A 25,954-nucleotide genomic window follows, 5' to 3' on the forward strand; every position below is an offset into this window, starting at 1 on the left:
TGCTCAACGCGGGGATGGTTCATGAGGTTCAACTAGCGGGACGGTTTCGGACAGGACGGATGGGTGCCCGCCGTCACCAGATCGGCAACTGCGGCACGCGGGTCGCCGCTTTTGACCAGACCCTCACCGACGAGCACGGCGTCAGCGCCGGCGCCGGCATAGGCCAACAGGTCCGCCGTGCCGCGAACCCCGGACTCGGCGATCCTGATCACGTTGCTGGGCAGCCCGGGGGCGATCCGCGAGAAGCTATCCCGGTCCACTTCCAGCGTCTTGAGATCGCGGGCGTTGACCCCGATCACGTTGGCCCCGGCCTTCAGCGCCCGGTCGGCCTCTTCTTCGGTGTGGACCTCGACAAGCGCTGTCATACCAAGCGATTCGGTGCGGTCGAGCATTGCCGCCAGCGCCGACTGCTCCAGGGCGGCGACGATCAGCAGCAACATGTCGGCGCCGTGCGCACGCGCCTCGTGAATCTGATAGGGCTGCACCACAAAGTCTTTGCGCAAGACCGGAATCGACACGGCGGCCCGAACCGCATCCAGGTCGTCGAGCGAGCCGTTAAAGCGCCGCTCCTCGGTCAAGACACTGATGATCCGGGCCCCGCCGTCTTCGTAGGCACGGGCCAACTTCGCCGGATCGGCAATGGGCGCCAACGAACCCGCCGACGGACTGGCGCGCTTGACCTCGGCGATGACGCCGATCCCAGGCTCGCGCAGGGCGGCCATCACGTCGAGAGGGGGCGGCGCCGCAGCGGCGGCCGCTTTGATCTCGGAAAGCGAGATACGGGCTTCGCGCGCGGCAACATCGGCCCGGACTCCCTCGAGGATGGAGTCAAGGACTGTCGCCGGACTCATACCTGTCGTTTCCCTTCCCAGATGTCACTCACGGTCACCTAACCGGTTTCGAGCCGATTTCGACGACGTCAATGAAGGGTAGCGACCGTCGGCTCGCGACCCGTCACCGACCCTCGGTGTCAGACTCGCGGGGCCGATCGGTCGGGTCGTGCCCCTCATCGAGTGCGTCCCAGATCATCCGCTCCGACATCTCTGGGGCCCCCGACTCCTCCAGCATCGCCCCGTCGGCGCCTTCGCGTCTCGCATTTGAGCGGCGGGTCGCCGGCGCGGCGTATTTTTTTGCCCCGGCGCGTGCCGTCATCGCCGACCGCATCAACAGCACCGCGGCGATCAACGTGCACACCGCGGCGCCCACGGCGACGCCCGCGCCGGCGTAACGGCGCTCGCTGCCCACCAGCGTCACCAGCGAAATGTGGGCAAGTTCGGCTCCTCGCACCGCCACGTCCGGCAGCACCCACAGGCTCACACCCAGATAGCCGATCGCCAGGCTGATCACGGCCAGCAGCCCCGCCAGCGCCCGCAGCGCCCAGCCGCGCACCGCGAGCGCCGCGACGGCCGTGGCCAGCATCAGCAGCGCCGACGGCAGCAGGGCCGTCGACCACGACGAGCCGGCCAGAATGACTTCCTTGGGCGGTCCCAGCCCGTCGAACGATCGGATGACCACCCACGGCAGTCGCGAAGCCGTCCACAGCAGACCCGCGGCGATGACCAGCAGCAGCTGGGCGATGCCGATCGTCAGCCGGGCCCGCCGGTCCGGCCGGGCATCAGCCATTGCGGGTGGCGTCCGGCGCGCTCAGCGTCTGGGCGGCGGCGATGGCATTGAGCACCGCGCGCGCCTTGTTGCTCGCCTCGTTGTGCTCATAGGGGCCATTGGAGTCGGCGACCACCCCGCCGCCGGCCTGGACGTACGCGGTGCCGTTGCGCATCAGCGCGGTGCGAATGGCGATCGCGAAGTCGGCGTTGCCGGCGAAATCGAGGTACCCGAGCACACCGCCGTAGACGCCGCGGCGGGTCTTCTCCACCTCTTCGATCAGCTCCATGGCCCGCACCTTGGGCGCTCCGGACAGCGTGCCGGCTGGGAAACACGCCGTGACCGCGTCCAAGGCGGTACGGCCCTCGCCGAGCACGCCCGTCACCGTGGAGACCAGGTGCATCACGTGGCTGTAGCGCTCGATGTGGCTGTAATCCTCGACGCGAACCGTGCCGGGCGTGCAGACCCGGCCGAGGTCGTTGCGGCCGAGATCGACCAGCATCAGGTGCTCGGCGCGTTCCTTGTCATCAGACAGCAGCTCCTTTTCCAGCAGCTGATCTTCTTCCTCGTTGGCTCCCCGCCACCGGGTACCGGCGATCGGATGCGTGGTGGCGCGCCCGTCGACGACGGTGACGAGTGCCTCCGGGCTGGATCCGACGATCGAAAAGTCCGTCACACCAGCACTATTCGGCACATGCAGCAGATACATGTACGGGCTCGGATTGGTCACCCGCAGAATGCGGTAAACCTCGAACGGGTCGACGTCGGTGTCCATCTCGAAGCGCTGCGAGGGCACCACCTGGAAAGCCTCGCCGGCCGCGATCTGGTCGACGAGGTAGTCGACGATCTTCCCGTATTCCTCGACCGTGCGCTGCGCCCGGTATTCGGGCTCGGGCTTGCTGAAGGTGGCCACGGTCGACGGCAGCGGCTGGCCCAGCGCCTCGGTCATCACATCCAGGCGCGCGACGGCATCCTCGTAGGCCTCATCGACCCGCTCGTCGGTGCCGTTCCAGTTCACGGCGTTGGCGATCAGCGTGATCGTGCCCTCGTGGTGGTCGACCGCCGCCACATCCGTGGCCAGCAGCATCAGCATGTCCGGCAGCTGCAGATCGTCGACGGCCATTTCCGGCAGGCGTTCCAGGCGCCGCACCATGTCGTAGGCGAAGAACCCCACCAGGCCACCCGACAGCGGCGGTAGGCCCGGCACCGCGGCGGTGGCCAGCAGTTCGAGGGTGGCCTGCAGCGCCTCGAGCGGGTCGCCGCCGGTGGGCGCGTCCTGCGGAACCGCACCCAGCCAGACCGCTTCGCCGTCGCGCACGGTCAACGCTGAGGGTGCTCCAGCCCCGATGAACGACCATCGCGACCACGATCGGCCGTTCTCCGCGGACTCCAGCAGGAAAGTCCCGGGTCGATTGGCTGCGAGCTTGCGGTAGGCGGAGAGCGGCGTCTCGCTGTCGGCCAAGACCTTCCGGGTCACCGGAACAAAGCGGTGCCCGGCCGCAAGCAGGCGAAATTCCTCCCGTGAGGTCGTGTCGGCGAGGTGAGGATGCACCAAACCATCCTCGCAGATCCGTGTGCTCGGCTCGGGCGTAGCCTGACGGCCATGAAAACTGGTGACACAGTGGCCGACTTCGAACTTCCCGATCAGACCGGAACGCCCCGCAAGCTCAGCGCCCTGCTTGCCGACGGCCCCGTGGTGCTGTTCTTCTACCCCGCGGCGATGACCCCTGGGTGCACCAAGGAAGCCTGCCATTTCCGGGACCTGGCCTCCGAATTCGCGGCGGTCGGCGCCAACCGCGTCGGCATCAGCACCGATGCCGTGCAAAAGCAGGCCAAGTTCGCCGATAAGGAGAACTTCGACTACCCGCTGCTGTCGGACAACGAGGGCACGGTCGCCACCGCGTTCGGCGTCAAACGCGGTCTGCTCGGCAAGCTGATGCCGGTCAAGCGCACGACGTTCGTGATCGACACCGACCGCAAGCTGCTCAATGTGATTTCCAGCGAGTTCAGCATGGACACCCACGCCGACCAGGCGCTGCAGACGCTACGGGCCCGTTCTTCGGCGTAATCGCTTGCGCTGCTTGCCGTTACGGGATGATCGCCAGGAACACGTAGGCCGCGAGCAACACCAGATGCACCTCGCCCTGTAGCCGGGTCGCGCGGCCGGGCACCACGGTGAGCATGCTGATCACCACGGTCAATGCGAACAGCACCAGCTGGGTGGGGCCAAGACCGAGGATCAGCGGCCCCTTCAGCCAGATCGACGCCAGCGCGATGCCCGGGATGGTGAGCCCGATGCTGGCCATCGCCGAGCCGTACGCGAGGTTGAGGCTGGTCTGGATGCGGCCCTTCCGCGCCGCCCGCACCGCCGCCAGCGTCTCCGGCAGCAGCACCAGCGCCGCGATCACCACACCGACGAAGGTGTGCGGAAATCCCGCGGCGGCCACCAGATGCTCGACGGTCGGCGACTCCTGTTCGGCCAAACCCACCACCGCGACGAGCGCCGCCACCAGCAGTCCCAGGCTGCGCAGCGCCGCGGCGTTGCTCGGCGGCTCGGCATGGCTTTCCTCGTCAAAGAAGCTCTGCTGACCTTTCTGCGTGATCGGCAAAAAGAAGTCGCGGTGCCGCACGGTTTGAGTGAAGACAAACATCAGGTAGAGCAGCAACGAGGCGACGGCCGCAAACTCGAGTTGCCCGGGCGAGAACTCCTGACCCCCGCGAGTGGTGGTGAAGGTGGGCAACACCAGGCTCAGCGTCGCCAGCGTGGTGAGCGTGGCCAGCGCCGCGCCGCTGCCCTGCGGGTTGAACAACGTCACGCCATAGCGGTGCGAACCCATCAGCAGCGACAACCCGGCAATGCCATTGGTGGTGATCATCAGGGCCGCGAACGCGGTGTCTCGGGCCAGCGTCGCCGCCTCGTTGCCGCCCGACGCCATCAGTTCGATGATCAGGGCCAGCTCGATCACGGTCACCGCCGCGGCCAGCACCAGCGACCCGAACGGCTCCCCGGCCCGGTGTGCGACCACCTCCGCGTGGTGCACCGCGGCCAACACGGCGCCGATCAGAAGGATCGCCTCGATCGACGCCAGGGTCGGCCCAGGGTTCGCGCCGCCCCAGGTGACTGCCAGCGTGATGAGGGCGATCAGCGGCACCACGACGTTCCAGGACATCCGTTCGCGCATCGCCGCCCATTCTCACCGAAATCGCCGCCGAGTGCCCGCTCGAATCGCGGTGCACCGCTGTGGCCGCACCGTCGGCGATTAGCCGGCCGTCGGGGTCATCGCCTCAGTAGCATGCTCACATGCTGCAAAGCGAGGGGTTACCCGAAGGCGCGGCGTTCGCTGGATACACGATTGTTCGGCGGCTAGGGGTCGGGGGAATGGGCGAGGTATATCTGGCGCAGCACCCGCGGCTGCCTCGCCGTGACGCGGTGAAGATCCTGCCCGGCGAGCTCACCGGCAACCTCGAGTTCCGGGAACGCTTCAACCGGGAGGCCGACCTCGCCGCAAGCCTGTACAACGAGCACATCGTCGGCATCCACGATCGCGGCGAATACGAAGGGCAACTGTGGATTTCGATGGATTACGTCGAAGGCACCGATGCCGCACAGCTGCTGCGCCAGTACCCGTCGGGAATGCCGAAAGCCGATGTTGTCGAGATCATCACGGCCATGGCCGACGCGCTGGACTACGCGCATTCGCGCGGCCTGCTGCACCGCGACGTCAAGCCGGCCAACATCCTGCTCACCGACGCCACGCCCCGACGGCGCATCCTGCTGGCCGATTTCGGCATCGCGCGTGAGCTGGGTGAAATCAGCGGCCTGACAGCGACAAACATGATGATGGGCACCACCGCCTACTGCGCACCAGAGCAGTTGCAGGGTTTGGATCTCGACGGACGCGCCGACCAATACGCGCTGGGATGCACCGCGTTCAACCTATTGACCGGGTCCGCCCCCTTTCACGGCTCCAATCCGGCGGTGGTCATCACACAGCACTTGTCCGCGCCGCCACCGCCGATCAGTGAGCGCCGGCCCGAGTTGGCGGACCTCGACGGCGCGCTCGCCAAAGCGCTCGCCAAAAACCCCGCCGACCGCTATGCGACCTGTGCAGATTTCGCGGCCGCGTTGGGCAGCCAGCTCAGCGCGGCGGTGGCCGAAGCCGTGGCTCCGACCCAAGCGGCCCCGATTGCGACGGAAGTGATCGCTACACCGCAAACCACCTCGGCCACAACGCCGCCCGCGCGCAGTAACCGGCGCACGGCCGTGGCGGTCGCGGCAATCGTCGGTGTCGCGCTGGTCGGTCTCGCGGTACTCGTCGGCGTCCGACTGCTCGGCGACTCAAACCAATCCGGTAACAGCCGAGCCGCCTCGCAATCGGTTGCCCCGCCGAGCTCGGCTCCGTCGAAGCCGGCGATGCCGGCGATCAAGCTGGCCGGCCAAATCACCGACCCTGCGCATGTGCTTGGCCCCCTCGAGTACGACGCGGTGAACCGGGCGATCAGGAAGCTCTACGACACGCGCGGCACCCGGCTGTGGGTGGTGTACGTCAAGAACTTCGACGGCCTCAAACCGTTTCGATGGGCCGAGGACACCATGCGTGCCAACAACTTCAAGGACAATGACGCCATCCTGGCCGTGGCCACCGAGGAGCCGGCGTACGCGTTCCGGGTGCCGAACGCGGTGATCAACGGAAGGGCTATCGATCTCGAAGTCATTCGCCGCGACCGCATCTCGCCGGCAATCTTCCGGCACGAATGGCCCCGTGCGGCGATAGCCGCGGCCAACAGTTTGGACGTAGGTCCGAACTAATTCTCGGGTGCCAGCAGCACGTCGGCGTCGAAGCAGCTGTGGTCTCCGGTGTGGCAGGCGGCGCCGACCTGATCGACTGTCAACAGCACGGTGTCGCCGTCGCAGTCCAGGCGCACCGAGTGCACATGCTGGGTGTGGCCCGACGTCGCGCCCTTGATCCACTGCTCACCGCGGGATCGCGAAAAGTAGGTGGCCTCACGGGTTTCTAGAGTGCGGGCCAACGCCTCGTCGTCCATCCAGGCGACCATCAGCACGTCTCCGCTGCCCCGCTCCTGCACGACGGCGGTGAACAGTCCGTCGGCGTTGCGCTTGAGGCGCGTGGCGATGTTCGGGTCCAGCATCATCGCACCGTGATCCCCGCTGCGGCCATCGCGGCCTTCACCTGCCCGATGGTCAGCTCGCGGAAGTGAAAGACGCTGGCCGCCAACACCGCATCGGCACCGGCATCGACCGCGGGGGCGAAATGGTCCACCGCGCCCGCGCCGCCGCTGGCGATCACCGGAACCGTGACCGCGGCACGCACCGCGCGCAGCATCGCCAAATCGAACCCGGCCTTGGTCCCGTCGGCGTCCATCGAGTTGAGCAGAATCTCCCCCACCCCGAGGTCGGCGCCGCGGGCCGCCCATTCGACGGCGTCGATACCCGTTCCGCGACGGCCGCCGTGCGTGGTGACCTCCCAGCCGGACCGCGTGGGCGCCGAACCGGGCGGCACCGTGCGGGCGTCGACGGACAGCACGATGCATTGGGAGCCGAATTGCCTTGACATCTCGGCCAATAGGTCGGGACGGGCGATCGCGGCGGTATTCACCGAAACCTTGTCCGCGCCGGCCCGCAGCAACACATCGACGTCGGCCACGGCCCGCACGCCCCCGCCGACCGTCAGCGGGATGAACACCTGCTCGGCGGTGTGGCGCACCACGTCGAGCATCGTGGCCCGGCCCGACGAGGACGCGGTCACGTCGAGAAAGGTCAGCTCGTCGGCGCCTTCGGCGTCGTACGCCGCGGCCAGTTCGACGGGGTCGCCCGCGTCGCGCAGGTTTTCGAAATTGACTCCCTTGACGACTCGCCCGTCATCGACGTCCAGGCACGGAATCACCCGCACGGCAAGGTCGGTACCCGCATACATTTCAGTAGTCCTCCGGTCGGCCGGCACTGCGCAGAATCTCGAGGATCTCCCCGTAGGCGCCGGGGGCCGCGGCCAGCACCGACCGCGACGCGGGGGTCCAGGGTTGGCCGGCCAGATCGGTGACGGTGCCTCCGGCGGCCCGAACGTGCGCGACGCCCGCGGCGTGATCCCAGACACTTCCCCCGAACACAACTGCGCCGGTAAGTATTCCATCGGCCACGTAGACGAGGTCGATGCCGGTCGACCCGTGCATGCGCAATCGCGAGGACACGGTGCTCAGCTTCTCCAGCACCGCGACGCGATAACGTCCCGGGAATCGGCCCCGCGAATCGGCGTTGAACGTGCCGACACCGATGAGGCCGTCGGCCAACTGCGTGTGACTCAATGCAGGTTGTGCCACACCGTTTTTCATCAGCGGCCCCTCGGCGACGGCCGTGTAACGGTCGTCGGTGAATGGGATCCAGGTCAGACCGGCCACCGGCTCACCCTCGTGCAGCAAGCCGAGCAGAATCGCCGCCATCGGTGATCCGGCGGCGTAGTTGAAGGTGCCGTCGATGGGGTCCAGCACCCACACCCAGGGCGAATCGATCGGTGCGCCACCGAACTCCTCGCCGTGCACGCCGATTCCGGTGGCGGCTTCCAACGCGGCGACGACCTGCCGCTCGATCGCAAGGTCGACCTGAGTGGCGAAGTCGTCGCCCTTCTTCCGAACGGCTGAGTCGGCGCGATGGCCGGCCACGAATGGCTCTACTGCCGTGTCAAGGATTGTCGACGCCTCGGCCAGCAGTGCGTGCAGATCCATCGGTCTAGGCCCGTACCGCGTCCAGCGCCTGCGGCAACGTGAACCGCCCGGCGTAGAGCGCCTTACCCACAATGGCGCCCTCGACGCCGCGGTCGGTCAGAGTGGCGATGGCCCGCAAGTCGTCGAGGCTCGACACGCCGCCCGATGCGATGACCGGGGCGTCGGTGCGTTCGGTGACGCGGGCCAGCAGGTCGAGATTGGGCCCGCCCAGCGTCCCGTCCTTGGTGACATCGGTGACGACGAACCGCGAACATCCTTCGCCGTCAAGACGTTCCAACACATCCCAAAGGTCGCCGCCATCGGTTTCCCAGCCGCGCCCGCGCAGCCGGTGCTCGCCGTCCACGATCTGGACGTCCAACCCGACGGCGACCAAGTCGGCGTGCTCGGTGATCGCGCGTGCGCACCACTGCGGATTCTCCAGCGCCGCGGTGCCCAGGTTGACCCGGGCGCAGCCGGTGGCCAACGCCGCGGCCAGCGAGTCGTCGTCACGGATCCCGCCGGACAGCTCCACTTTCACGTCGAGCTTGCCCACCACCTCGGCAAGCAGTTCGCGGTTGGAACCGCGGCCGAACGCGGCGTCCAGGTCCACCAGATGGATCCAGTCGGCGCCGTCGCGCTGCCAGTTCAGCGCCGCATCCAGCGCCGAGCCGTACTCGGTTTCGCTGCCGGCCTTGCCCTGCACCAAGCGCACGGCACGACCTTCGACGACGTCGACGGCGGGTAACAAAATCAGTGGCATCTACAGTCCCTCAACCCAGTTGCTCAATACGGCCGCACCGGCATCCCCACTCTTCTCCGGGTGGAATTGAGTGGCGGCCAGCGGTCCGTCCTCGACCGCCGCCAAAAACGGCACCTGATGGGTGGCCCACGTCAGCACGGCCTCCGACGAACCCTCCCACCGCTGCGCGGCGTAGGAATGCACGAAGTAGAACCGGGCGGACGTGTCCAACCCCTTGAAAAGTCCACTGCCCGAACCGGATTGCACGACATTCCAGCCCATGTGCGGGATCACCGGGGCATCCAGCCGGGTCACGGCTCCCGGCCACTGCCCACAGCCTGTCGTCTCGACCCCGAATTCCACGCCGCGCGCGAACAGGATCTGCATCCCGACACAAACCCCCAGCACCGGGCGCCCGGCGGCCACCCGCTCGGCGATGATCCGCTCCCCCGCGATCTTGCGCAGACCGGTCATACACGCCTCGAAAGCGCCGACACCGGGTACCACCAGCCCGTCGGCGGCTGCTGCCGCACGCGCGTCGGCGGTGACTTCCACCGTCGCGCCCACCCGCTGCAGCGCACGCTGGGCAGACCGGAGATTGCCTGAGCCGTAGTCCAGCACCACGACCGATCGTGTTGTCACAAAACACCTTTGGTGGACGGCACACCCGAAACGCGCGGGTCGGGCTCGACCGCCTGGCGCAACGCGCGAGCCACCGCCTTGTACTGCGCTTCGGTGATGTGGTGCGGGTCGCGCCCGTACAGCACCCGCACGTGCAGGGCGATCCGGGCGTTCATGGCCAGCGATTCGAAGACGTGCCGGTTGATCACGGTGTGATAGGGCACCGAGTTTCCGGCGATCGTGGTGTGCTGCAGGTGATCCGGCTCGCCGGTGTGCACACAGTACGGCCGGCCCGACACATCGACGGCGGCGTGGGCCAGCGTCTCGTCCATCGGAATGAAGGCGTCCCCGAACCGGCGGATGCCCTTCTTGTCGCCGAGGGCCTGACCGAGCGCCTGCCCCAGCGCGATCGCGGTGTCCTCGATCGTGTGGTGTCCTTCGATCTCCACGTCGCCCTTGGTCCGCACAGTCAGGTCGAAACTGGCATGACTGCCCAACGCGGTCAGCATGTGATCGTAGAACGGCACACCGGTATCGATGTCCACCTGACCGGTGCCATCGAGGTCGAGCTCGATGACGATGTCGGATTCCTTGGTGCGGCGCTCAATTCGTGCGCGGCGAGTCGCAATTGTGGTCACGGGGCTCCTAATACATGGTCGCGACCCGCTGCACGCGGCGCCGCCGCGCTTGCGATCGCTCCTACGGGGCTGGAATTGGCTGGGGCCAGCTCGGTGGCGGCGATCTGGGCGCTCGCCTTGAGGAATGCGTCGTTCTCGTCGGCAAGTCCGATGGTGGTGCGCAGGTAGCCGGGAATGCCGACATCGCGGATCAGGACGCCGACGTCCAGGTAACGCTGCCACGCCGCGGGCGCGTCGGCGAATTCGCCGAACAGCACGAAGTTCGCGTCGCTGGGGATTACCCGAAAGCCCAAGCGGCCCAAGCCCGTCATGACCCGTTCACGTTCGGCGATCAGCGTGGCCACGCTGCCCAGAGTGTCGTCGGCGTGTCGCAGCGCGGCCCGGGCGGCGGCCTGCGTGACCGATGACAGGTGATAAGGCAACCGCACCAACAGCATCGCGTCGATCATCGCCGGCGTGGCGACCAGATAGCCCAGCCTGCCGCCGGCGAACGCGAACGCCTTGCTCATCGTGCGGCTGACCACCAGCCGGGTCGGGTACTCCTCGACCAGCTCCACCGCGCTGGGCTGCGGCGAGAACTCACCGTACGCCTCGTCCACAATCAGGATGCCGGGCGTCACTTCGAGCAGCCGGCGCAGGTCCGCCAGCGGAATGCTTTGTCCGGAAGGGTTGTTCGGGCTGGTGACGAACACCACGTCGGGTTTGCGTTCGGTGATGGCGGCGACGGCCGCATCGACGTCGAGGCTGAAGTCGTCGGCGCGTGCGGCCGTGAGCCATTCGGTGCGGGTGCTGCCGGAGATGATCGGGTGCATCGAGTAGGACGGGACAAACCCGATCGCGCTGCGTCCCGGCCCACCGAACGCCTGCAGCAGCTGCTGCAGGATCTCGTTAGAACCATTGGCGGCCCAGAGGTTTTCGACACCCAGCCGGGTGCCGGTTTGCGCGGTGAGGTAACTCGCCAGATCGGTGCGCAGCGCCACCGCGTCGCGGTCGGGGTAGCGGTGCAGGTCCGCGGCGGCCTCCTGCACGGAACGGACCACATCGTCGACCAGTGCCTTGCTGGGCGGGTGCGGGTTCTCGTTGGTGTTCAGCCGCACCGGGACCGCCAATTGCGGTGCGCCGTAAGGTGATTTGCCCCGCAAGTCGTCGCGCAGCGGCAGATCGTCGAGGGTGACCTGCCGTTCGGATGCGGTCATCGTTCGAACCTCCGCCGGACCGCCTCGCCATGTGCGGGCAGGTCTTCGGCTTTCGCGAGCGTAACCACATGTCCGGAGACGTCCTTGAGGGCCGACTCGGTGTAGTCCACGACGTGGATGCCGCGCAAGAAGGTCTGTACCGAGAGGCCGCTGGAGTGCCGGGCACTGCCCGCGGTCGGCAACACGTGATTGGACCCGGCGCAGTAGTCGCCGAGGCTTACCGGCGACCAGGGCCCGACGAAAATGGCTCCGGCCGAACGTATTCGGCCGGCGACCCGCGGCGCGTCGGCGGTCTGGATCTCGAGGTGCTCGGCGGCATAAGCATTGACGACCTTGACACCGGCGTCCAGGTCGTCGACCAGGATGATCGCCGACTGCGGGCCGCTGAGCGCCGTCGTCACCCGTTCGCGGTGGACCGTGGTCTGCAGCTGGGCCGCGACTTCGGTGTCGGTGGCCGCGGCCAGGTCCTCGCTCGCCGTCACCAGCACGCTGCCGGCCAGCTCGTCGTGTTCGGCCTGGCTGATCAGGTCGGCGGCCACATGCGCCGGATCGGCGGTGTGGTCGGCGAGGATGGCGATCTCGGTCGGCCCGGCTTCGGCGTCGATGCCCACCAGCGAGCGGCAGAGCCGCTTGGCGGCGGTGACATATACGTTGCCGGGCCCGGTGATCAGGTCGACCGGCGCCAGTTCGGCGCCATCGGTGTCCACGCCGCCGTACGCCAGCAATGCCACCGCCTGCGCACCACCGACGGCCCAGACCTCGTCGACGCCGAGCAGCCGGGCCGCGGCCAGGATCGTCGGGTGCGGCAGGCCGTCGAAGCGGGCCTGCGGCGGACTGGCCACCACCAGCGACTCGACCCCCGCGGCCTGCGCGGGCACCACATTCATCACCACGCTCGACGGATACACCGCGTTGCCGCCGGGCACGTACAGGCCGACCCGCTCGACGGGGACCCACCGCTCCGTGACCGTCGCACCCGGCCCGAGCACCGTGGTGGTGTCGGTGCGGCGCTGATCGGCGTGTACCGCGCGGGTCCGCTCGATCATCACCTGCAGCGCGTCGCGGACGTCGGCGTCCAGCTCGTCCAGCGCGGCCTGCAACGCGGCCTCGGGTACTCGGACGGCCGCGGGCCGCACGCCGTCGAACGTCGCGCCATATTCCAGCGCCGCCTCGGCCCCGCGCTCGGCGACGGCCTGCACGATCGGGCGCACCTGTGACAACACGGTCTCCACATCGGCCCCACCACGCGGCAAGGCCGCCCGAAGCCGAGCAGCCGTCAGCTCGGCGCCCCGCAGGTCGATGCGGGCCAGCACAGATGGGGGTGTGGCAGTCACAGCGTCCATTGTCCCAGAGGAACTCAAATCAATATCCGACCGGTACAGTGCGCGTATTCAGGCAACAGACGTACCGCCAAGGGAGCCGCATGTCCACAAAGGATCACCCGAACAACGCCCCGGGCATCCCGATGGTGTATCCGACGTGGTTTGAGAACTTCCAGGTCAAATACGTCAACCCGGCGCTGAAGCCGATCGCGCGCTTCCTGCCCGGAACGGGCACTATCGAGCACCGCGGCCGCACGTCGGGCAAGCCGTACAAAACCATCGTGACGGCCTACCGCAACGGCAACGTGTTGGCGATCGCGCTGGGCCACGGCAAGACCGACTGGGTGAAGAACGTACTGGCCGCCGGGCAGGCTGACCTGCACTTTGCCCGTAGCGTCGTGCACCTCACCAATCCCCGGATCCTGCCCGCCGGTTCCGATGGGACGGGCCTGCCCCGGCTGGTGCGCCTGCAGCTGCGCCGCATGGCGGTATTGGTCAGCGATATCGCCTGAGCCCCTTCGGCGGCCTCGAGTGTGCACTCAGGGTGGCGAATGCGCACTCACGCCGACCAGGATGCACACTCGACGCGAAGTGCTGCGGGCTACGCCCTGGTGAAGACGGTCTTGCCGGTCATCGTCGGCCATATCGACGGCGCTTCCGCCCAGGGCACCACGCGGTCGACGGCGGGAGACAGGTCACATCCGCCGGCCAGCAGTTCCAGCACCGCAGGGATGGCAGAGCGCGCGTTGACCCGCCCGGTGACGAACCTCACCCCGCGGGTGTACATCGGCAGCAGCGGCATCTCGACGACCGGCTGGTAGTAGATGCCGGTGTCGGTGCACACACCGTCCGGCCAGGTCGCCCGCAGCGCGGCGGCCAGCAGCGACGGATCGGCGGAGGTGTGCACGGTGACCGGATACGGCTCCCAGGACTTGTCCGGCTTGACCCGATCGTGGACCACCGCGCCGAGCTTTTCGGCGGCCGCCAGCCGGCGCACATCGTGGTCGACATAGTCGACACGAGCCCCCAGCGCGGCCGCGAAGGCCGCCGCGTACAGCCCGATAGACAGCTTGCCGATCACCAGCACGCGACGGTCCGCCGGATCGAGTGCGGCGAGTTCGGCCGCGTACGGGCCGACCGCCCGCCAGCCGTCGGGGATGTTGTCCGACAGTGAGGCAATGGCATTGGGCTGCACGCCATCCGGGACGGGGATCAGCATCGCGTCGGCGTAGGGCACCAACACCTCGTCCGACATGAATCCCCCGCCGTTCAGACCGGCGAGCGGGCCGAGACCGTACATCGCCATCAACGGCACCGAGGCGCATGAGCCGGTCACGCCGCGACGACAGTGCGCGCAGTTCCCGCAGCTGATCTGGAACGGCACCACCACCCAGTCGCCCGGCCGGACGGTGCGCACGGCGTCGCCGACGGCCACCACCTCGGCCAACCCCTCATGCCCGACGGCGTATCCGGGCGGCAGCGGCGCCTGGCCGCGTGCGACCGCGATGTCGAGGTCGCAGCAGGCCACCACCAGCGGCCTGACCAGCGCTTGTTCGGGTGCGGTGAGTTCCGGCTCGGGCACATCGCGCCACGCGTACCGGTCGACTTCTTCAAACGTCAGCTGCCGCATCTCGGCCTACATATCCAGGCCGATATCGAGCACCCGCACCGAGTGCGTCAACGCGCCGACGGCCAGGTAGTCCACCCCGGTGCCGGCATATTCGGCCGCGGTGTCCAGGCTGAGCCCGCCGGAGGACTCCAGCAGCACGGCGGGTGCGCGGGAGTCACGACGCTGCACGGCGATCTGCGTCTGCCACACCGGGAAATTGTCCAGCAGGATCAGCTCCGGCTTCTCCGGCAGCACCTCGTCGAGTTGCTCGAGCGAGTCGACTTCGACCTCGCACGGCAGATTCGGTGCGGCCTCGCGCACCGCCCGTAGGGCTTCGACGACCGATCCCGCGGCCGCGACGTGGTTGTCCTTGATCAACGCGGCGTCACCCAGGCCGAGGCGGTGGTTGACCCCGCCGCCGATCCGCACCGCGTACTTCTGCAGGGCCCGCAGGCCGGGCAGCGTCTTGCGGGTGTCGCGGACCTGGGCCTTGGTACCGCTCACGGCGTCCACCCAGGCGGCCGTCGCGGTGGCGATCCCGGACAGGTGGCAGATCAGGTTCAGCATCGTCCGCTCGGCGGTCAACAGCCCGCTGTTCTCCGCCCGCACGGTCAAGACCGGCTGGCCCGGCTGCACGCGGGCACCATCGGAGACGCGGTCGAGCACCTGATAGCCGTCGGCGCCGAGCACCTCGTCGAGCACCAGCAGGCCGACGTCCAGCCCGGCGATCACGCCCGCCTCCCGGGGCACCAACGTCGCAGTCGCCGCGCCGGCGGGCACCGTCGCGACCGTGGTGATGTCGGGCCCGTAGCGCAGATCCTCGTCCAGACCACGTCGAACGGTGTCTTGCGCGGCGGCGAGTTCGGCGTCGGACAGCGTCATCAAGACACCGCCGCCAGGTTGTCGGCGTCGACCGTGTCGGCCGACCGGACCGTGATGCTGCGGGCCTTTTCCGGCGCGGCGGCCGGGTACTCCGCCCGGTGGTGGCAGCCCCGGCTTTCGTTGCGGGCCAACGCCGCAGCCGCTACCGCGCGGGCGGTCAGCGTCAACGCGACGTCCTCGAAATCGCGACGGCCCTCGACGGCGCGAATCCGCGCCCGCGACAGCGTCTCGGACAGGCGCTGCAGCCCCGCCGCGTCGCGTACCACCGACGCGTCCCGGGTCATCGCCGTTTGCAGTTCGCGGCGCTTCGAAGCGGTGTGGGCGATCGGCTCGGGCGCGGTCGCGCGCACCCGACCCGCCGCCAGCGCATGTGTCGCCGCGGCCGTACCGGCGCGACCACCCACCACCAGGCCCTCCAGTAAGCTGTTGGACGCCAAGCGATTTGCGCCGTGCATCCCGGTGCGGGCCACCTCGCCCGCGGCGAACAGCCCGGGCAGTTCGGTCTGACCGTGCACGTCGGTGACCACGCCGCCGCAGCTGTAGTGCGCGCCGGGCACCACCGGGATGGGTTGGCGGACCGGGTCGACGCCGGCGGCCCGGCACGCGGCGGTGACATTGGGGAATCGGGCTTCAAAGCCCTCGATGCCGCGCGCGTCCAGGAAGACGCATTCGTCGCCGGTGGCCCGCAGCCGCGCGTCGATGGCCCCCGCGACGACATCGCGCGGCGCCAGATCGCCCATCGGGTGCACGCCGGCGGTGACCGAATTACCTTGCCGGTCAATCAATACCGCGCCCTCGCCGCGGATGGCCTCGGTGATCAGCGGCCGGCGACCGCCGGCTTGGCCACCGAACAGCATGGTGGGGTGGAACTGGATGAACTCGAGATCGCTGACCGCGACGCCGGCCCACAACGCCAAAGCTATTCCGTCGCCGGTGGATCCGTCGGGGTTGGTGGTCGCGCTGTAGAGATGCCCGAGGCCGCCGGAGGCCAGGATCACCGAAGGCGCGCTGACGATCCCGACTCCGTCCGGATTGCCCACGGCCACCCCGGTCACCGCCGTACCGTCGTGCAGCACGCGCAGCGCCACATGGCTGCTGCGGATGTCCAGCATCCGGGCGGCGTGGTCGAGTGCTCGCTGGACCTCGGCGCCGGTGGCGTCGCCGCCGGCGTGCACGATGCGCCGTCGCGAGTGCCCGCCCTCGCGGGTCAGCGCCCACTGGCCCGGCACGGCTTCGTCGAATCGCGCGCCATCGCCGACCAATTCGCTGACCGCGCGATAGCCGTCGGCGACGATCGAGTACACCGCTTGGGGATCGCACATGCCCGCGCCCGCGGCCAGGGTGTCCGCGACGTGGGCCTCGACGGAGTCGTCGTGGTCCGGCAGCACGACCGCGATCCCGCCCTGCGCGTAGTGCGTGGCGGTGACCCCGTGGGTTTCGTCGGCCTTGCTGAGGACGACGACGTTGCGCCCGGCACGATGGGCCGCCAGCGCGGCGGCCAATCCCCCGACACCCGTGCCGATCACGACGACGTCGGCGCTAGCGGTCCAAGCGGGACCGGTCATCATTCGCCGCCGCCCGGCCGGCCGATCTCGATCATGCGTTGCACGCTGCGCCGGCCCGCCGCCGCGACTTCCGGATCGACGTGAACCTCGTCCGCGCCCTCGACCAGGCAGCGCAGCAGCGCCCCGGGGGTGATCATCTTCATGTACTTGCAGGACGCGCGGTCGTTGACCGCGCGGAATTCGACTTCCGGTGCGGCCCGGCGCAATTGGTGCAGCATGCCGACTTCGGTGGCGACCAGGACCTTGCGGGCCCGGGTCTCGCGCGCCGCGTCGAGCATGCCGCCAGTGGAAAGAATCTTCACCCGATCGGCCGGGAACGCTCCCTCGCCGGCGAGGTACAACGCCGAAGTGGCACAACCGCATTCGGGGTGCACATACAGCTCGGCATCGGGATTGGCGCGGGCCTGCTCGGTGAGCTCGTCGCCGTTGATTCCGGCGTGCACGTGGCATTCACCGGCCCACACGTGGACGTTCTTGCGGCCGGTCACCCGGCGGACGTGGGCGCCGAGGAATTGGTCCGGGCAGAACAGCACCTCGCGGTCGGGGTCGATCGACTCGACCACGTCGACCGCGTTGGACGAGGTGCAGCAGATGTCGGTGAGCGCCTTCACGGCCGCGGTGGTGTTGACGTAGGAGACGACGACGGCACCGGGGTGCTCGTCTTTCCAGGCGCGCAGCTCGTCGGGCGTGATCGAATCGGCCAGCGAGCAACCGGCCCGCTGATCCGGAATGAGCACGGTCTTCTCCGGGCTCAGAATCTTGGCCGTCTCGGCCATGAAGTGCACGCCGCAGAACACGATGGTGTCCTCCGGCGCTTCGGCCGCGATCCGCGACAGCGCCAGCGAGTCCCCGACGTGGTCGGCGACGTCCTGGATCGCGGGCAGCTGGTAATTGTGCGCGAGCACGGTGGCCCCGCGCAGTTGCGCCAGACGGCGAATCTCGTTGGCCCACTGCTCATCACCGTCGACGCCGCCGTAACCGGCGGCGGAATTGGTAATGCTGGCAACCATGTCTTCGGCGAGCGTGTCCATGCGATTCATGACCGTCACGGCGGCTCCTTTCGACTTAGGAGGTTTTCGACTTATAATCGAAAACATGCCCAATGGTAGCACCGCCCACGAAGTGCTCGCGGTCGTGTTCCAGGTTCGGCAGGCCACCGAGCAGGTTAAGGGAGCCTCCCGAAAGGGAAAACCGCAGCTTAACGTGCTGTTATGGCAGCGTGCGCGCGATCCGCAACGGGGCTTCTGGTCGCTGCCGGGCGGGCGGGTGCGCAACGACGAGGACATGATCACCTCCGTGCGGCGTCAGCTGGCCGAAAAGGTGGATCTGCAAGAGCTGGCTCACCTGGAGCAGCTCGCCGTGTTCTCCGACCCACGCCGCGTCCCAGGCGCACGGGTGATCGCGTCGACCTTCCTGGGCCTGGTGCCCTCCCCCGCGACTCCGGAGCTGCCGCCGGACACCCGTTGGCACCCGGTGAGTGCGCTGCCGCCGATGGCGTTCGATCACGGCCCGATGGTGACGCACGCGCACGCCCGGCTGATCGCCAAGATGTCCTACACCAACATCGGATTCGCCTTGGCACCAAAGGAATTCGCACTGTCCACGCTGCGCGACATCTATAGCGCAACGCTGGGTCATCAAGTGGATGCGACGAATCTGCAGCGGGTGTTGGCCCGGCGCGGCGTAATCACGCAAACCGGCACCATCGCGCAGTCGGGTCGCAGCGGCGGGCGACCGGCAGCGTTGTACCACTTCACCGACTCGCAGCTGCGGGTCACCGACGAATTCGCCGCGCTGCGGCCGCCCGGCCAGCCTTAATCTGCATCACCCCCGGCCGGTGGGCGAGAAATGGCTCACAACCTGGCCATTACATTTTGGTTACCGCATGTTCATGCGCGAAAATGCCCGGTGGCCTAGAAGGGATCGGCGAATTGGTTGAACTCGGCAATTTGGCAGGCACCGACGGTGCGGAATGGATCGGTCGGCCGCCACATGAGCAACTGCGGCCCAAAGCGCGCCCGCTGCTGCCCGCAGACGACCCGTTCTACCAGCCACCTTCGGGCTTCCAACACGCCGAGCCCGGCACGGTACTGCGCTCCCGCGACGTCGAACTGGCCTTCCTCGGCCTGATTCCACAGGCGGTTGCGGCCATCCAGCTGCTCTACCGGACGACGGACATGAACGGCGCCCCGGAGGCCTGCGTCACCACGGTGCTCGTTCCCGCCGACCGTGTCGTCGGGCAGAACTGCCCGCTGCTGTCGTATCAATGCGCGATCGACGCGATGGCGTCGCGCTGCTTTCCGTCGTATGCACTGCGCAGAAGGGCGAAGGCGCTGGGTTCAATCGCCCAGTTGGAACTCGTCATGGTGGCCGCCGCGCTCGCCGAAGGCTGGGCGGTTTCGGTCCCCGACCACGAAGGCCTGCAAGGGATCTGGGGCGCACCCTACGCACCCGGCTATCGCGTCCTGGACGGCATCCGGGCCGCCCTGAACTCAGAGCGGGTCGCGTTGTCGCCGTCCGCCCCGATCGGGCTGTGGGGATACTCCGGCGGTGGGCTGGCCAGCGCCTGGGCCGCCGAGATGTGTGCCGACTATGCGCCCGAGCTCAACATTGTCGGCGCGGTGCTGGGATCGCCCGTCGGCGACCTGGGCCACACCTTCCGACGCCTCAACGGTGGTGTGTTCGCGGGTTTGCCCGCGCTGGTGGTGGCCGCGCTCGCGCACATCTACCCCGAGTTGGACCGGGTGATCAAGGAACACACCAACGCCGAGGGCCGCGCCCTGCTGGACCGGCTGGAAAACATGACCACGGTCGGCGCGATCCTGCGGATGGCCGGCAAGAACATGGGCAGCTACCTCGACGAACCCCTCGAGGACATCCTGTCCTCGCCCGAGGTGTCCTACGTCTTCGACAGCATCAAGCTGGGCGTCGCGACGCCCGCGCCGCCGGTCCTGATCGTGCAGGCCGTGTACGACTACCTGATCGACGTCCACGACATCGACGCGCTGGCCGATGCCTATTCGGCCGGTGGCGCCGACGTCAGCTACCACCGCGACGCGTTCAACGAACACGCACTGTTGCACCCGTTGTCGGCGCCGATGACGCTGCGCTGGCTCACCGACCGCTTCGCCGGCCGGCCGTTGAAGGACCATCTGATCAGGACCGCCTGGCCGACTGCCTTCAACCCGATCACCTACACCGGCATGCTTCGGCTCGGCGTGATCGCGGCCAAGGTCATCACCGGACGAAAGATTCGCCGCCGTCCGCTATGAGACGGACGCTTCCGGCTCCATCGGAAGCGAGTGCGTCGGCCGGCCGGCAAGCCCCGAGCTGCCCAAGTCGTCGTGGGCGCTTCCGGCCGCCAGCAGGGCATAGACCAGCGCGGCGATGGCGGCGGGCCATAACAGCGTGATGGCTATCTGCAACGGCCCGGGCCCGAAGAACACCGGCGGCGCCTGGACGACGTAGGACACCGCGGGGCTGCCCACCACCGGCACCTTGTCGACGTCCAGCGCGCCATAGCGCAGCAGAGCCAGCACCGCGCCCACCCCCGAGGCCACCCCGGCGGCGCCCACCATGCCGATCGTCAGCCCGATGACCATGCCCGGGCCGCGCAGCCGGCGCCACTGCCACGTCAACACCGGCGCCACGACCGCCAGCACCGTCAACAGACCCAGCAGCAGGCACGGCACGTCGAAGAAATGCTGGGACTCGGTGCCCAGGTAATCGTGCACCCGCTCGCCGGAGCGAGTCATCGCCACCACCAAATGAATCGGCGGGGCCAGCCACGCCCATAGGGCGCCGACCAATACTCCGGTCGCCGAAAGTCCAAGCGCCACAAGGATAATCGCGCGCAGGCGGGACGGGGCGACGCGACCGGTGGGCTCGGCGGGCGCGGCCACCCAGGGTTCGGTCACCGCTGGGTCTCCAGATCCGCCGAGTCGACCTCACCGTGCCGCGAACAGCGAGCGCGCCACCCGTCGGGGCGCACCTGCACGATCATCCGGCGCCCACATTCGGCGCAGAAGCGCGGGGGCTCAAGGCCGAGCCGGGCCGCGGTGGGCACTGTGGTACCCCCCAATTCCCCGGTGTAGACGTTGTAGACGCCGGCGCTGACCGGAGCTCCCAGATCTCCAACCACAAGACTCCAACCTAGCCGTTGACGGCTGGCTTAGAGAGTCGCATTGAGCGCCTTGATGGGCATCTGTAGATCCTCGAGCAGTTCCAGATCGGATTCGGCGGGACGGCCGAGTGTGGTCAGGTAATTCCCGACGATCACGGCGTTGATGCCGCCCAGGATGCCCTGCTTGGCGCCGAGGTCGCCCAGGGTGATCTCCCGGCCACCGGCGAAGCGCAGCATCGTGCGCGGCAACGCCAGCCGGAACGCGGCCACCGACTTCAGCGCTTCGCTGACCGGCATCACCTCGAGGTCGCCGAACGGCGTACCGGGCCGCGGGTTGAGGAAGTTCAGCGGCACCTCGTCGGGGTCGAGCTCGGCGAGGTCGGCGGCGAATTCCGCACGCTGCTCCAGCGTCTCCCCCATGCCGAGGATGCCGCCGCAGCACACCTCCATGCCCGCGTCGCGCACCATCGTCAGCGTCTGCCAGCGCTCTTCCCAGGTGTGCGTGGTGACGACATTGGTGAAGAACGACTTGGCGGTCTCCAGGTTGTGGTTGTAGCGGTGCACGCCCATCGCGGCGAGCTCGGAGACCTGCTCCGCGCTCAGCATGCCCAGCGAGCAGGCGACGTTGATCTCGACCTCGTTGCGAATCGCCTCGATACCGGCCGCGACCTGGGACATCAGCCGTTTGTCCGGACCACGCACCGCGGCCACGATGCAGAACTCGGTGGCACCGGACTTCGCGGTTTGCTTGGCCGCCTCGACCAGGCTCGGAATGTCCAGCCAGGCGCTGCGCACCGGCGAGGCGAACAGCCCGGACTGGGAACAGAAGTGGCAGTCCTCGGGACAGCCGCCGGTCTTGAGGCTGATGATGCCCTCGACCTCGACCTCGGGGCCACACCAGCGCATCCGCACCTCGTGGGCCAGCGCCAACAGCTCCTCGAGCCGCTCGTCGGGCAGCTGCAGCACCGCAAGGACCTGGTCCCGGCTCAATCCCTCGCCGCCCTCGAGCACCTGCCGGCGGGCTACCGCCAGGATGTCGTCGTCATGGCCGGCATCGGTGGTGGGTCGAGTTGCCGCTTGAGTCACCAAGTACTCCCCTGCATCTTTGTCGCGTCCGCGTCTGCGGTCACATCCGCCACAACGTCGTGGCAGCCTGAACGAAACGGTGTTCAAAGTAGGGTAACGGCCCGCGCGCACGCGCCCGCGACGTGGGCGAGCCCGGGCCGCGGATTCGGCTACCCGTTCACCGGCCTGTACCTGCTGTTCGGCGGTTAGAGCGGATGCTCGACGCGCTTGTTGCCGTCCCAGCGGCGCAGGCCCGCGAAGCTGCCCTCGATCTGCGCCGGCCGGCCCGCGATGCGCAGCGCCCGTCCCAGCTGCGCGCCACCGACCCGGCGGGCCAGCGTGACGTGTGCGGTCCACTGCCCGGGCAGGCTGTTGGCCATCGGCGCGGGCGCCAGATGCGGACGGCACAGCCGGTGCACCTCGGCGTGTAGCGCCAGCAGGTCGCTGGTCGGCACCAGCAGCCGGGCGAACACGGCGCTGGTCCGGCCGAACAGCACCGGCGCACCGATCAGGGCACCCAGCGGAAGCCGCTCGCGCACCGGACGCAGCAAGTCGTCGACGTCGGCCGAAATGCTTTCCGCGACGGCCAGCGTGACGTGCGGGCGGCTGGCCGGGGCCTGGCTGGGAATCCCGGCGCCGGCCAGCTCGTCCCAGATCCGCCGGATCGCGGCCTCGGTGTCGCGGTCGAAGACCAGCTCGATCGAATGCACCATCAGCGCACCAGCGAAGCCACCCAGTCACGATCGAACGCCGCGGCGCTCATCGACGCGAAGTCGTCGACGGCCAGCGCGCCGGACCCGGCGGGCAGCGCGGCCCGCACCGGCGCCAGCCGGTCCAGCGCGGACCGGTTCGAGGTCTCCACCGCTCCGGGATCCCGGGGCCAGCTGCCGATCACCACACCGGCGCACGAAAGTCCTTGTCCAGCAATTGATTCCAGAGTGAGCGCGGTGTGGTTCAACGTACCCAGCTCGGCGGTGACGGTGACCAGAACCGCCGCGCCCAGATCGACGGCGAGGTCGCGCAGGGTGACACCGGCGGCGCCGAGTTCGACCAGCAGCCCGCCGGCGCCTTCGACCAGGGTGAGCCGGGCCGGGCGATCCAGGTCGCGGATGAGCCGCAGCATCTGCTCGCCGGTGGGCAGCGGCAGCCCGGCCTGCTCGGCCGCGGCGACCGGCGCCAGTGGCTGCGGATAGCGCGCCAGCCCGGCAGTCTCGGTGACCCCGGACAACCGGGTGATCTCGGCGAGGTCGTCGTCACCGGAGTCGGTGCCGGTCTGTGCGGGTTTACACACCGCGACGTCGATCCCGGCCTGACGGGCGTGACAGGCCAGCGCGGCGACGGCGACCGTCTTGCCAACTCCCGTGCCGGTACCCGTGACAGCCAGGACGGTCAACGGCGCGCCACGGCAAGAACATCGGTCAGCACCCGGCGCGCGACCTCGAGCTCGGCGTCATCGAGCGACGCGCGCGCGGTCAGCCGCAGTCGCGACGTCCCGGCGGGCACGGTCGGGGGCCGGAAGCACCCCACCCGCACGCCGGCGTCCAGGCAGGCGGTCGCGGCGGCCACCGCCACCTCGGGGTCGCCCAGTATCACCGACACCACCGCCGACTGCGGTTCCTCGGGCACGCCGCAGATGTCGGCCAACTCGCGGGCGTGCCGCAGCACCGCGTCGGGCCGCCAGGCCTCGGCGCGCAGGACCTGCAGTGCGGCCATCGCAGCACCCACGGCGGCCGGCGCCAGGCCGGTGTCGAAGATGAACGGGCGGGCCGCATCGATCAGGTGGGCACGCACCTCGGGCGGCCCCAGCACCATGCCGCCCTGGCTGCCCAGCGCCTTGGACAGCGTGGTGGTCAGCACGACGTCGGGTGCGCCCGCGAGCCCGATCTCGTGCAGCAGTCCGCGCCCGCCGCCCCGCACGCCGAGCCCGTGCGCCTCGTCGACGATCAGCAGCGCCCGGTGGCGGCGGCACACGTCGTGCAGCTCGCGCAGCGGGGCCAGCACGCCGTCGGCGCTGAAGACCGATTCGGTGATGACGACGGCCCGCTCCTCGTCGCGGGCGCCCAGGGCCGCGTCGACGGCATCCACGTCCCGGTGCGGCGTCACCACCACCCGCGCGCGCGACAGCCGACAGGCGTCCACCAGCGACGCATGCGAACGGGCCTCCGAGACCAGCAGCGAACCCGGGCCGGACAGGCCGACCACGGCGCCGAGGTTGGCGGTGTATCCCGAGGAGAACAGCAACCCGGCGGCGGCGCCGACGTAGTCGGCGAGCTCGGTCTCGAACTGCTGATGCAGTTCGGTATCGCCGGTGACCAGGCGCGAACCGGTGGCGCCGGCACCCCAGAGCCGCAGCGCCGCGACGCCGCCTTCGATCACGTCGGGGTGTTGCGACAGACCGAGGTAGTCGTTGGACGCCAGGTCCAGTTCGGTGGCGACCGCCGGGCGCGGCCGCAACGAACGCCGCAGCCCGGCCTCGCGGCGCTGCTGCTCCACCGCCTCCAGCCAGGCCAGCGGGGAAACCTCGATCGGTGCCTTCATCGCCGTTCAGCCTACGAGCCGTGCGACCTCGACCATCGCGGAGGTGATCTGCGCGATCTCGTCGGGCCCGCAGATGTAGGGCGGCATCGCGTAGACCAGGTTGCGGAACGGGCGCAGCCAGATGCCGTGGTCCAGCGCGGCGGGGGTCGCCACGGCCAGGTCGACCGGCCCGGCGCATTCGATGACGCCGATGGCGCCGCACACCCGCACGTCGGCCACGCCGGGCAGGGCCCGGGCCGGCTCGAGTCCCGCCGCGAGCCCGGCCGCGATGTCGGCGACCCGCGACCGCCAATCCTGGCCCAGCAGCACCTCGACGCTGGCCACCGACACCGCACAGGCCAGCGGGTTGGCCATGAACGTGGGCCCGTGCATCAGCGCACCCGCCTCGCCGGAGCTGATCGTATGTGCGATGTCGGTGCTGCACAGCGTCGCGGCCAGGCTGAGGTATCCGCCGGTGAGCGCCTTGCCGACACACATGATGTCGGGGCTCACACCGGCGTGATCGGCGGCGAACAACTCGCCGGTGCGGCCGAACCCGGTGGCGATCTCGTCGAATATCAGCAGCACCTCGTGCCGGCGGCAGATGTCGCGCAGGTCGCGCAGATAGCGGGGATCGTGGACGCGCATGCCGCCGGCGCCCTGCACGACGGGCTCGACGATCACGGCCGCCAGCTCGGTGGCGTGTTGGGCGAGTTGCTGCTCGAACGCGGCGCTGTATGCGGCGTCGTAGTCGCGGGGCACCTGCGGGGCGAACACCTGGGCGGCCAGGATGTCGGTCCACAGCGAATGCATGCCGCCGTCGGGGTCGCAGACGCTCATCGGCGTGAAGGTGTCGCCGTGATAGCCGCCGCGCCAGGTCATCAGCCGGTGCTTGCCGGGCCGGCCGCGGCTGCGCCAGTACTGCAGCGCCATCTTGACCGCGACCTCGACGGATACCGAGCCGGAATCGCTGAAGAACACCGTCTCCAGACCGGCTGGGGTGATCTCCACCAGTAGCTGGGCCAACCGGGCCGCCGGTTCGTGGGTCAGTCCGCCGAACATGACGTGGTTCATCGAGCTGAGCTGCGCGGCCAGCGCCGCGTCCAGCACCGGGTGCCCGTGACCGTGGATCGCGGTCCACCAGGAACTCATCGCGTCCAGCACGTCGACCGGTTTGCCGTCTCTGACCAGCGTCAACCAGGCGCCGTGGGCCCCGACGGCCACCACGGGCGGGACGGATTCACTGCCGATCGTGCTGTAGGGATGCCACAGATGCGCGGCGTCGATCGCGCTGATTTGCTCGGGCGTCAACCCGGATCTCGCCGCAGGCATAGAGACCGAGCGTAAAGCAGCCGGCT

The 25,954-nt window shown here is 68.9% G+C and carries 28 protein-coding genes; 5 read left to right on the top strand and 23 right to left on the bottom strand.

Features of this window, described 5'->3' with window-relative positions:
* Positions 1–32: 32 nt before the first annotated feature.
* The 3 genes from trpC to LMQ14_RS15505 form a co-directional block, all read right to left on the bottom strand.
* Complete coding sequence (gene trpC, locus LMQ14_RS15495) at positions 33–851, bottom strand: indole-3-glycerol phosphate synthase TrpC (RefSeq protein ID WP_267730459.1); 819 nt, start codon at positions 849–851, stop codon at positions 33–35.
* Positions 852–954: 103 nt separating this feature from the next.
* Complete coding sequence (locus LMQ14_RS15500) at positions 955–1,623, bottom strand: TIGR02234 family membrane protein (protein WP_267730460.1); 669 nt, start codon at positions 1,621–1,623, stop codon at positions 955–957.
* Positions 1,616–3,154 carry an anthranilate synthase component I gene (locus LMQ14_RS15505; RefSeq protein ID WP_267730461.1) on the bottom strand — a complete coding sequence of 513 codons (1,539 nt, stop codon included), beginning with the start codon at positions 3,152–3,154 and terminating at the stop codon, positions 1,616–1,618. The genes LMQ14_RS15500 and LMQ14_RS15505 overlap by 8 nt, the downstream gene beginning before the upstream one ends.
* Positions 3,155–3,205: 51 nt before the next feature.
* Between LMQ14_RS15505 and LMQ14_RS15510 the strand changes: the two genes are divergently transcribed.
* Positions 3,206–3,670: a peroxiredoxin gene (locus tag LMQ14_RS15510; protein WP_267730462.1), complete on the top strand. Its 465-nt coding sequence runs from the start codon at positions 3,206–3,208 to the stop codon at positions 3,668–3,670.
* A gap of 19 nt (positions 3,671–3,689) precedes the next feature.
* On the opposite strand, the gene LMQ14_RS15515 is transcribed toward LMQ14_RS15510, so the two are convergent.
* Complete coding sequence (locus LMQ14_RS15515; RefSeq protein ID WP_267730463.1) at positions 3,690–4,784, bottom strand: calcium:proton antiporter; 1,095 nt, start codon at positions 4,782–4,784, stop codon at positions 3,690–3,692.
* Between the two features lie 119 nt (positions 4,785–4,903).
* Between LMQ14_RS15515 and LMQ14_RS15520 the strand changes: the two genes are divergently transcribed.
* Positions 4,904–6,412: a serine/threonine-protein kinase gene (locus LMQ14_RS15520; RefSeq protein WP_267730464.1), complete on the top strand. Its 1,509-nt coding sequence runs from the start codon at positions 4,904–4,906 to the stop codon at positions 6,410–6,412.
* Here the strand turns inward: LMQ14_RS15520 and hisI are convergent.
* Genes hisI through hisD form a run of 8 tightly spaced genes read right to left on the bottom strand, consistent with a single transcriptional unit; the run spans position 6,409 to position 12,826 of the window.
* The gene (gene hisI, locus LMQ14_RS15525; RefSeq protein ID WP_267730465.1) at positions 6,409–6,756 is read right to left on the bottom strand and encodes a phosphoribosyl-AMP cyclohydrolase; all 348 of its coding nucleotides are present in this window, start codon (positions 6,754–6,756) and stop codon (positions 6,409–6,411) included. The two genes, LMQ14_RS15520 and hisI, sit on opposite strands and share 4 nt — an antisense overlap.
* Positions 6,753–7,538 (bottom strand): imidazole glycerol phosphate synthase subunit HisF, encoded by a 786-nt coding sequence (gene hisF / locus LMQ14_RS15530; RefSeq protein WP_267730466.1) that lies wholly within the window; start codon positions 7,536–7,538, stop codon positions 6,753–6,755. Before hisF ends, hisI begins: the two co-directional genes overlap by 4 nt.
* Position 7,539: 1 nt before the next feature.
* Positions 7,540–8,340, bottom strand: a complete 801-nt coding sequence (locus tag LMQ14_RS15535; RefSeq protein ID WP_267730467.1) for an inositol monophosphatase family protein — start codon at positions 8,338–8,340, stop codon at positions 7,540–7,542.
* Positions 8,341–8,344: 4 nt separating this feature from the next.
* Complete coding sequence (gene priA / locus LMQ14_RS15540; RefSeq protein ID WP_267730468.1) at positions 8,345–9,079, bottom strand: bifunctional 1-(5-phosphoribosyl)-5-((5-phosphoribosylamino)methylideneamino)imidazole-4-carboxamide isomerase/phosphoribosylanthranilate isomerase PriA; 735 nt, start codon at positions 9,077–9,079, stop codon at positions 8,345–8,347.
* The gene (gene hisH / locus LMQ14_RS15545; protein WP_267730469.1) at positions 9,080–9,700 is read right to left on the bottom strand and encodes an imidazole glycerol phosphate synthase subunit HisH; all 621 of its coding nucleotides are present in this window, start codon (positions 9,698–9,700) and stop codon (positions 9,080–9,082) included.
* On the bottom strand, positions 9,697–10,317 hold the full coding sequence (gene hisB, locus LMQ14_RS15550) for an imidazoleglycerol-phosphate dehydratase HisB (RefSeq protein WP_267730470.1): 621 nt from the start codon (positions 10,315–10,317) through the stop codon (positions 9,697–9,699). Before hisB ends, hisH begins: the two co-directional genes overlap by 4 nt.
* Positions 10,314–11,513: a histidinol-phosphate transaminase gene (locus LMQ14_RS15555; protein WP_267730471.1), complete on the bottom strand. Its 1,200-nt coding sequence runs from the start codon at positions 11,511–11,513 to the stop codon at positions 10,314–10,316. Before LMQ14_RS15555 ends, hisB begins: the two co-directional genes overlap by 4 nt.
* On the bottom strand, positions 11,510–12,826 hold the full coding sequence (gene hisD / locus LMQ14_RS15560; protein WP_267735533.1) for a histidinol dehydrogenase: 1,317 nt from the start codon (positions 12,824–12,826) through the stop codon (positions 11,510–11,512). The genes LMQ14_RS15555 and hisD overlap by 4 nt, the downstream gene beginning before the upstream one ends.
* Positions 12,827–12,936: 110 nt before the next feature.
* Between hisD and LMQ14_RS15565 the strand changes: the two genes are divergently transcribed.
* Positions 12,937–13,347, top strand: coding sequence for a nitroreductase family deazaflavin-dependent oxidoreductase (locus tag LMQ14_RS15565; protein WP_267730472.1), 411 nt, complete (start codon positions 12,937–12,939; stop codon positions 13,345–13,347).
* Positions 13,348–13,436: 89 nt separating this feature from the next.
* Here the strand turns inward: LMQ14_RS15565 and LMQ14_RS15570 are convergent, their stop codons facing one another.
* From LMQ14_RS15570 to nadA, 4 genes are read right to left on the bottom strand one after another with little or no spacing between them, the layout of a single operon-like run.
* Positions 13,437–14,465 carry an alcohol dehydrogenase catalytic domain-containing protein gene (locus LMQ14_RS15570; protein ID WP_267730473.1) on the bottom strand — a complete coding sequence of 343 codons (1,029 nt, stop codon included), beginning with the start codon at positions 14,463–14,465 and terminating at the stop codon, positions 13,437–13,439.
* Between the two features lie 6 nt (positions 14,466–14,471).
* A complete protein-coding gene (gene nadC, locus LMQ14_RS15575; protein ID WP_267730474.1) occupies positions 14,472–15,326 on the bottom strand; it encodes a carboxylating nicotinate-nucleotide diphosphorylase in 855 nt (284 codons plus the stop codon).
* Positions 15,326–16,891 (bottom strand): L-aspartate oxidase, encoded by a 1,566-nt coding sequence (locus LMQ14_RS15580; protein WP_267730475.1) that lies wholly within the window; start codon positions 16,889–16,891, stop codon positions 15,326–15,328. Before LMQ14_RS15580 ends, nadC begins: the two co-directional genes overlap by 1 nt.
* A complete protein-coding gene (nadA, locus tag LMQ14_RS15585; RefSeq protein ID WP_267730476.1) occupies positions 16,891–17,940 on the bottom strand; it encodes a quinolinate synthase NadA in 1,050 nt (349 codons plus the stop codon). The genes LMQ14_RS15580 and nadA overlap by 1 nt, the downstream gene beginning before the upstream one ends.
* A gap of 46 nt (positions 17,941–17,986) precedes the next feature.
* On the opposite strand from nadA, the gene LMQ14_RS15590 reads away from it, so the two are divergent.
* Together LMQ14_RS15590 and LMQ14_RS15595 are read left to right on the top strand one after the other, a co-directional pair.
* Positions 17,987–18,709: an NUDIX hydrolase gene (locus LMQ14_RS15590; protein WP_267730477.1), complete on the top strand. Its 723-nt coding sequence runs from the start codon at positions 17,987–17,989 to the stop codon at positions 18,707–18,709.
* Positions 18,710–18,822: 113 nt separating this feature from the next.
* Positions 18,823–20,163, top strand: a complete 1,341-nt coding sequence (locus LMQ14_RS15595; RefSeq protein WP_267735534.1) for a lipase family protein — start codon at positions 18,823–18,825, stop codon at positions 20,161–20,163.
* Here the strand turns inward: LMQ14_RS15595 and LMQ14_RS15600 are convergent.
* The 7 genes from LMQ14_RS15600 to LMQ14_RS15630 all read right to left on the bottom strand — a co-directional run bounded on the left by LMQ14_RS15600 (position 20,158) and on the right by LMQ14_RS15630 (position 25,928).
* Positions 20,158–20,808: a DUF2567 domain-containing protein gene (locus tag LMQ14_RS15600; RefSeq protein ID WP_420714518.1), complete on the bottom strand. Its 651-nt coding sequence runs from the start codon at positions 20,806–20,808 to the stop codon at positions 20,158–20,160. The genes LMQ14_RS15595 and LMQ14_RS15600 overlap by 6 nt on opposite strands.
* The gene (locus LMQ14_RS15605) at positions 20,805–21,032 is read right to left on the bottom strand and encodes a hypothetical protein (protein WP_267730478.1); all 228 of its coding nucleotides are present in this window, start codon (positions 21,030–21,032) and stop codon (positions 20,805–20,807) included. Before LMQ14_RS15605 ends, LMQ14_RS15600 begins: the two co-directional genes overlap by 4 nt.
* A 30-nt stretch (positions 21,033–21,062) precedes the next feature.
* Entirely contained in the window at positions 21,063–22,100 is a 1,038-nt protein-coding gene (bioB, locus tag LMQ14_RS15610) for a biotin synthase BioB (protein WP_267730479.1), read from the bottom strand.
* A gap of 185 nt (positions 22,101–22,285) precedes the next feature.
* Entirely contained in the window at positions 22,286–22,792 is a 507-nt protein-coding gene (locus tag LMQ14_RS15615; protein ID WP_267730480.1) for a 2'-5' RNA ligase family protein, read from the bottom strand.
* Positions 22,792–23,472, bottom strand: coding sequence for a dethiobiotin synthase (gene bioD, locus LMQ14_RS15620; protein ID WP_267730481.1), 681 nt, complete (start codon positions 23,470–23,472; stop codon positions 22,792–22,794). The genes LMQ14_RS15615 and bioD overlap by 1 nt, the downstream gene beginning before the upstream one ends.
* A complete protein-coding gene (locus tag LMQ14_RS15625; RefSeq protein ID WP_267730482.1) occupies positions 23,469–24,617 on the bottom strand; it encodes an 8-amino-7-oxononanoate synthase in 1,149 nt (382 codons plus the stop codon). Before LMQ14_RS15625 ends, bioD begins: the two co-directional genes overlap by 4 nt.
* A gap of 6 nt (positions 24,618–24,623) precedes the next feature.
* Positions 24,624–25,928 carry an adenosylmethionine--8-amino-7-oxononanoate transaminase gene (locus LMQ14_RS15630; protein WP_267730483.1) on the bottom strand — a complete coding sequence of 435 codons (1,305 nt, stop codon included), beginning with the start codon at positions 25,926–25,928 and terminating at the stop codon, positions 24,624–24,626.
* Positions 25,929–25,954 lie beyond the last annotated feature (26 nt).

Source organism: Mycobacterium sp. Aquia_213, from assembly GCF_026625985.1.
In the GTDB taxonomy this organism is placed as follows: Bacteria; Actinomycetota; Actinomycetes; order Mycobacteriales; family Mycobacteriaceae; genus Mycobacterium.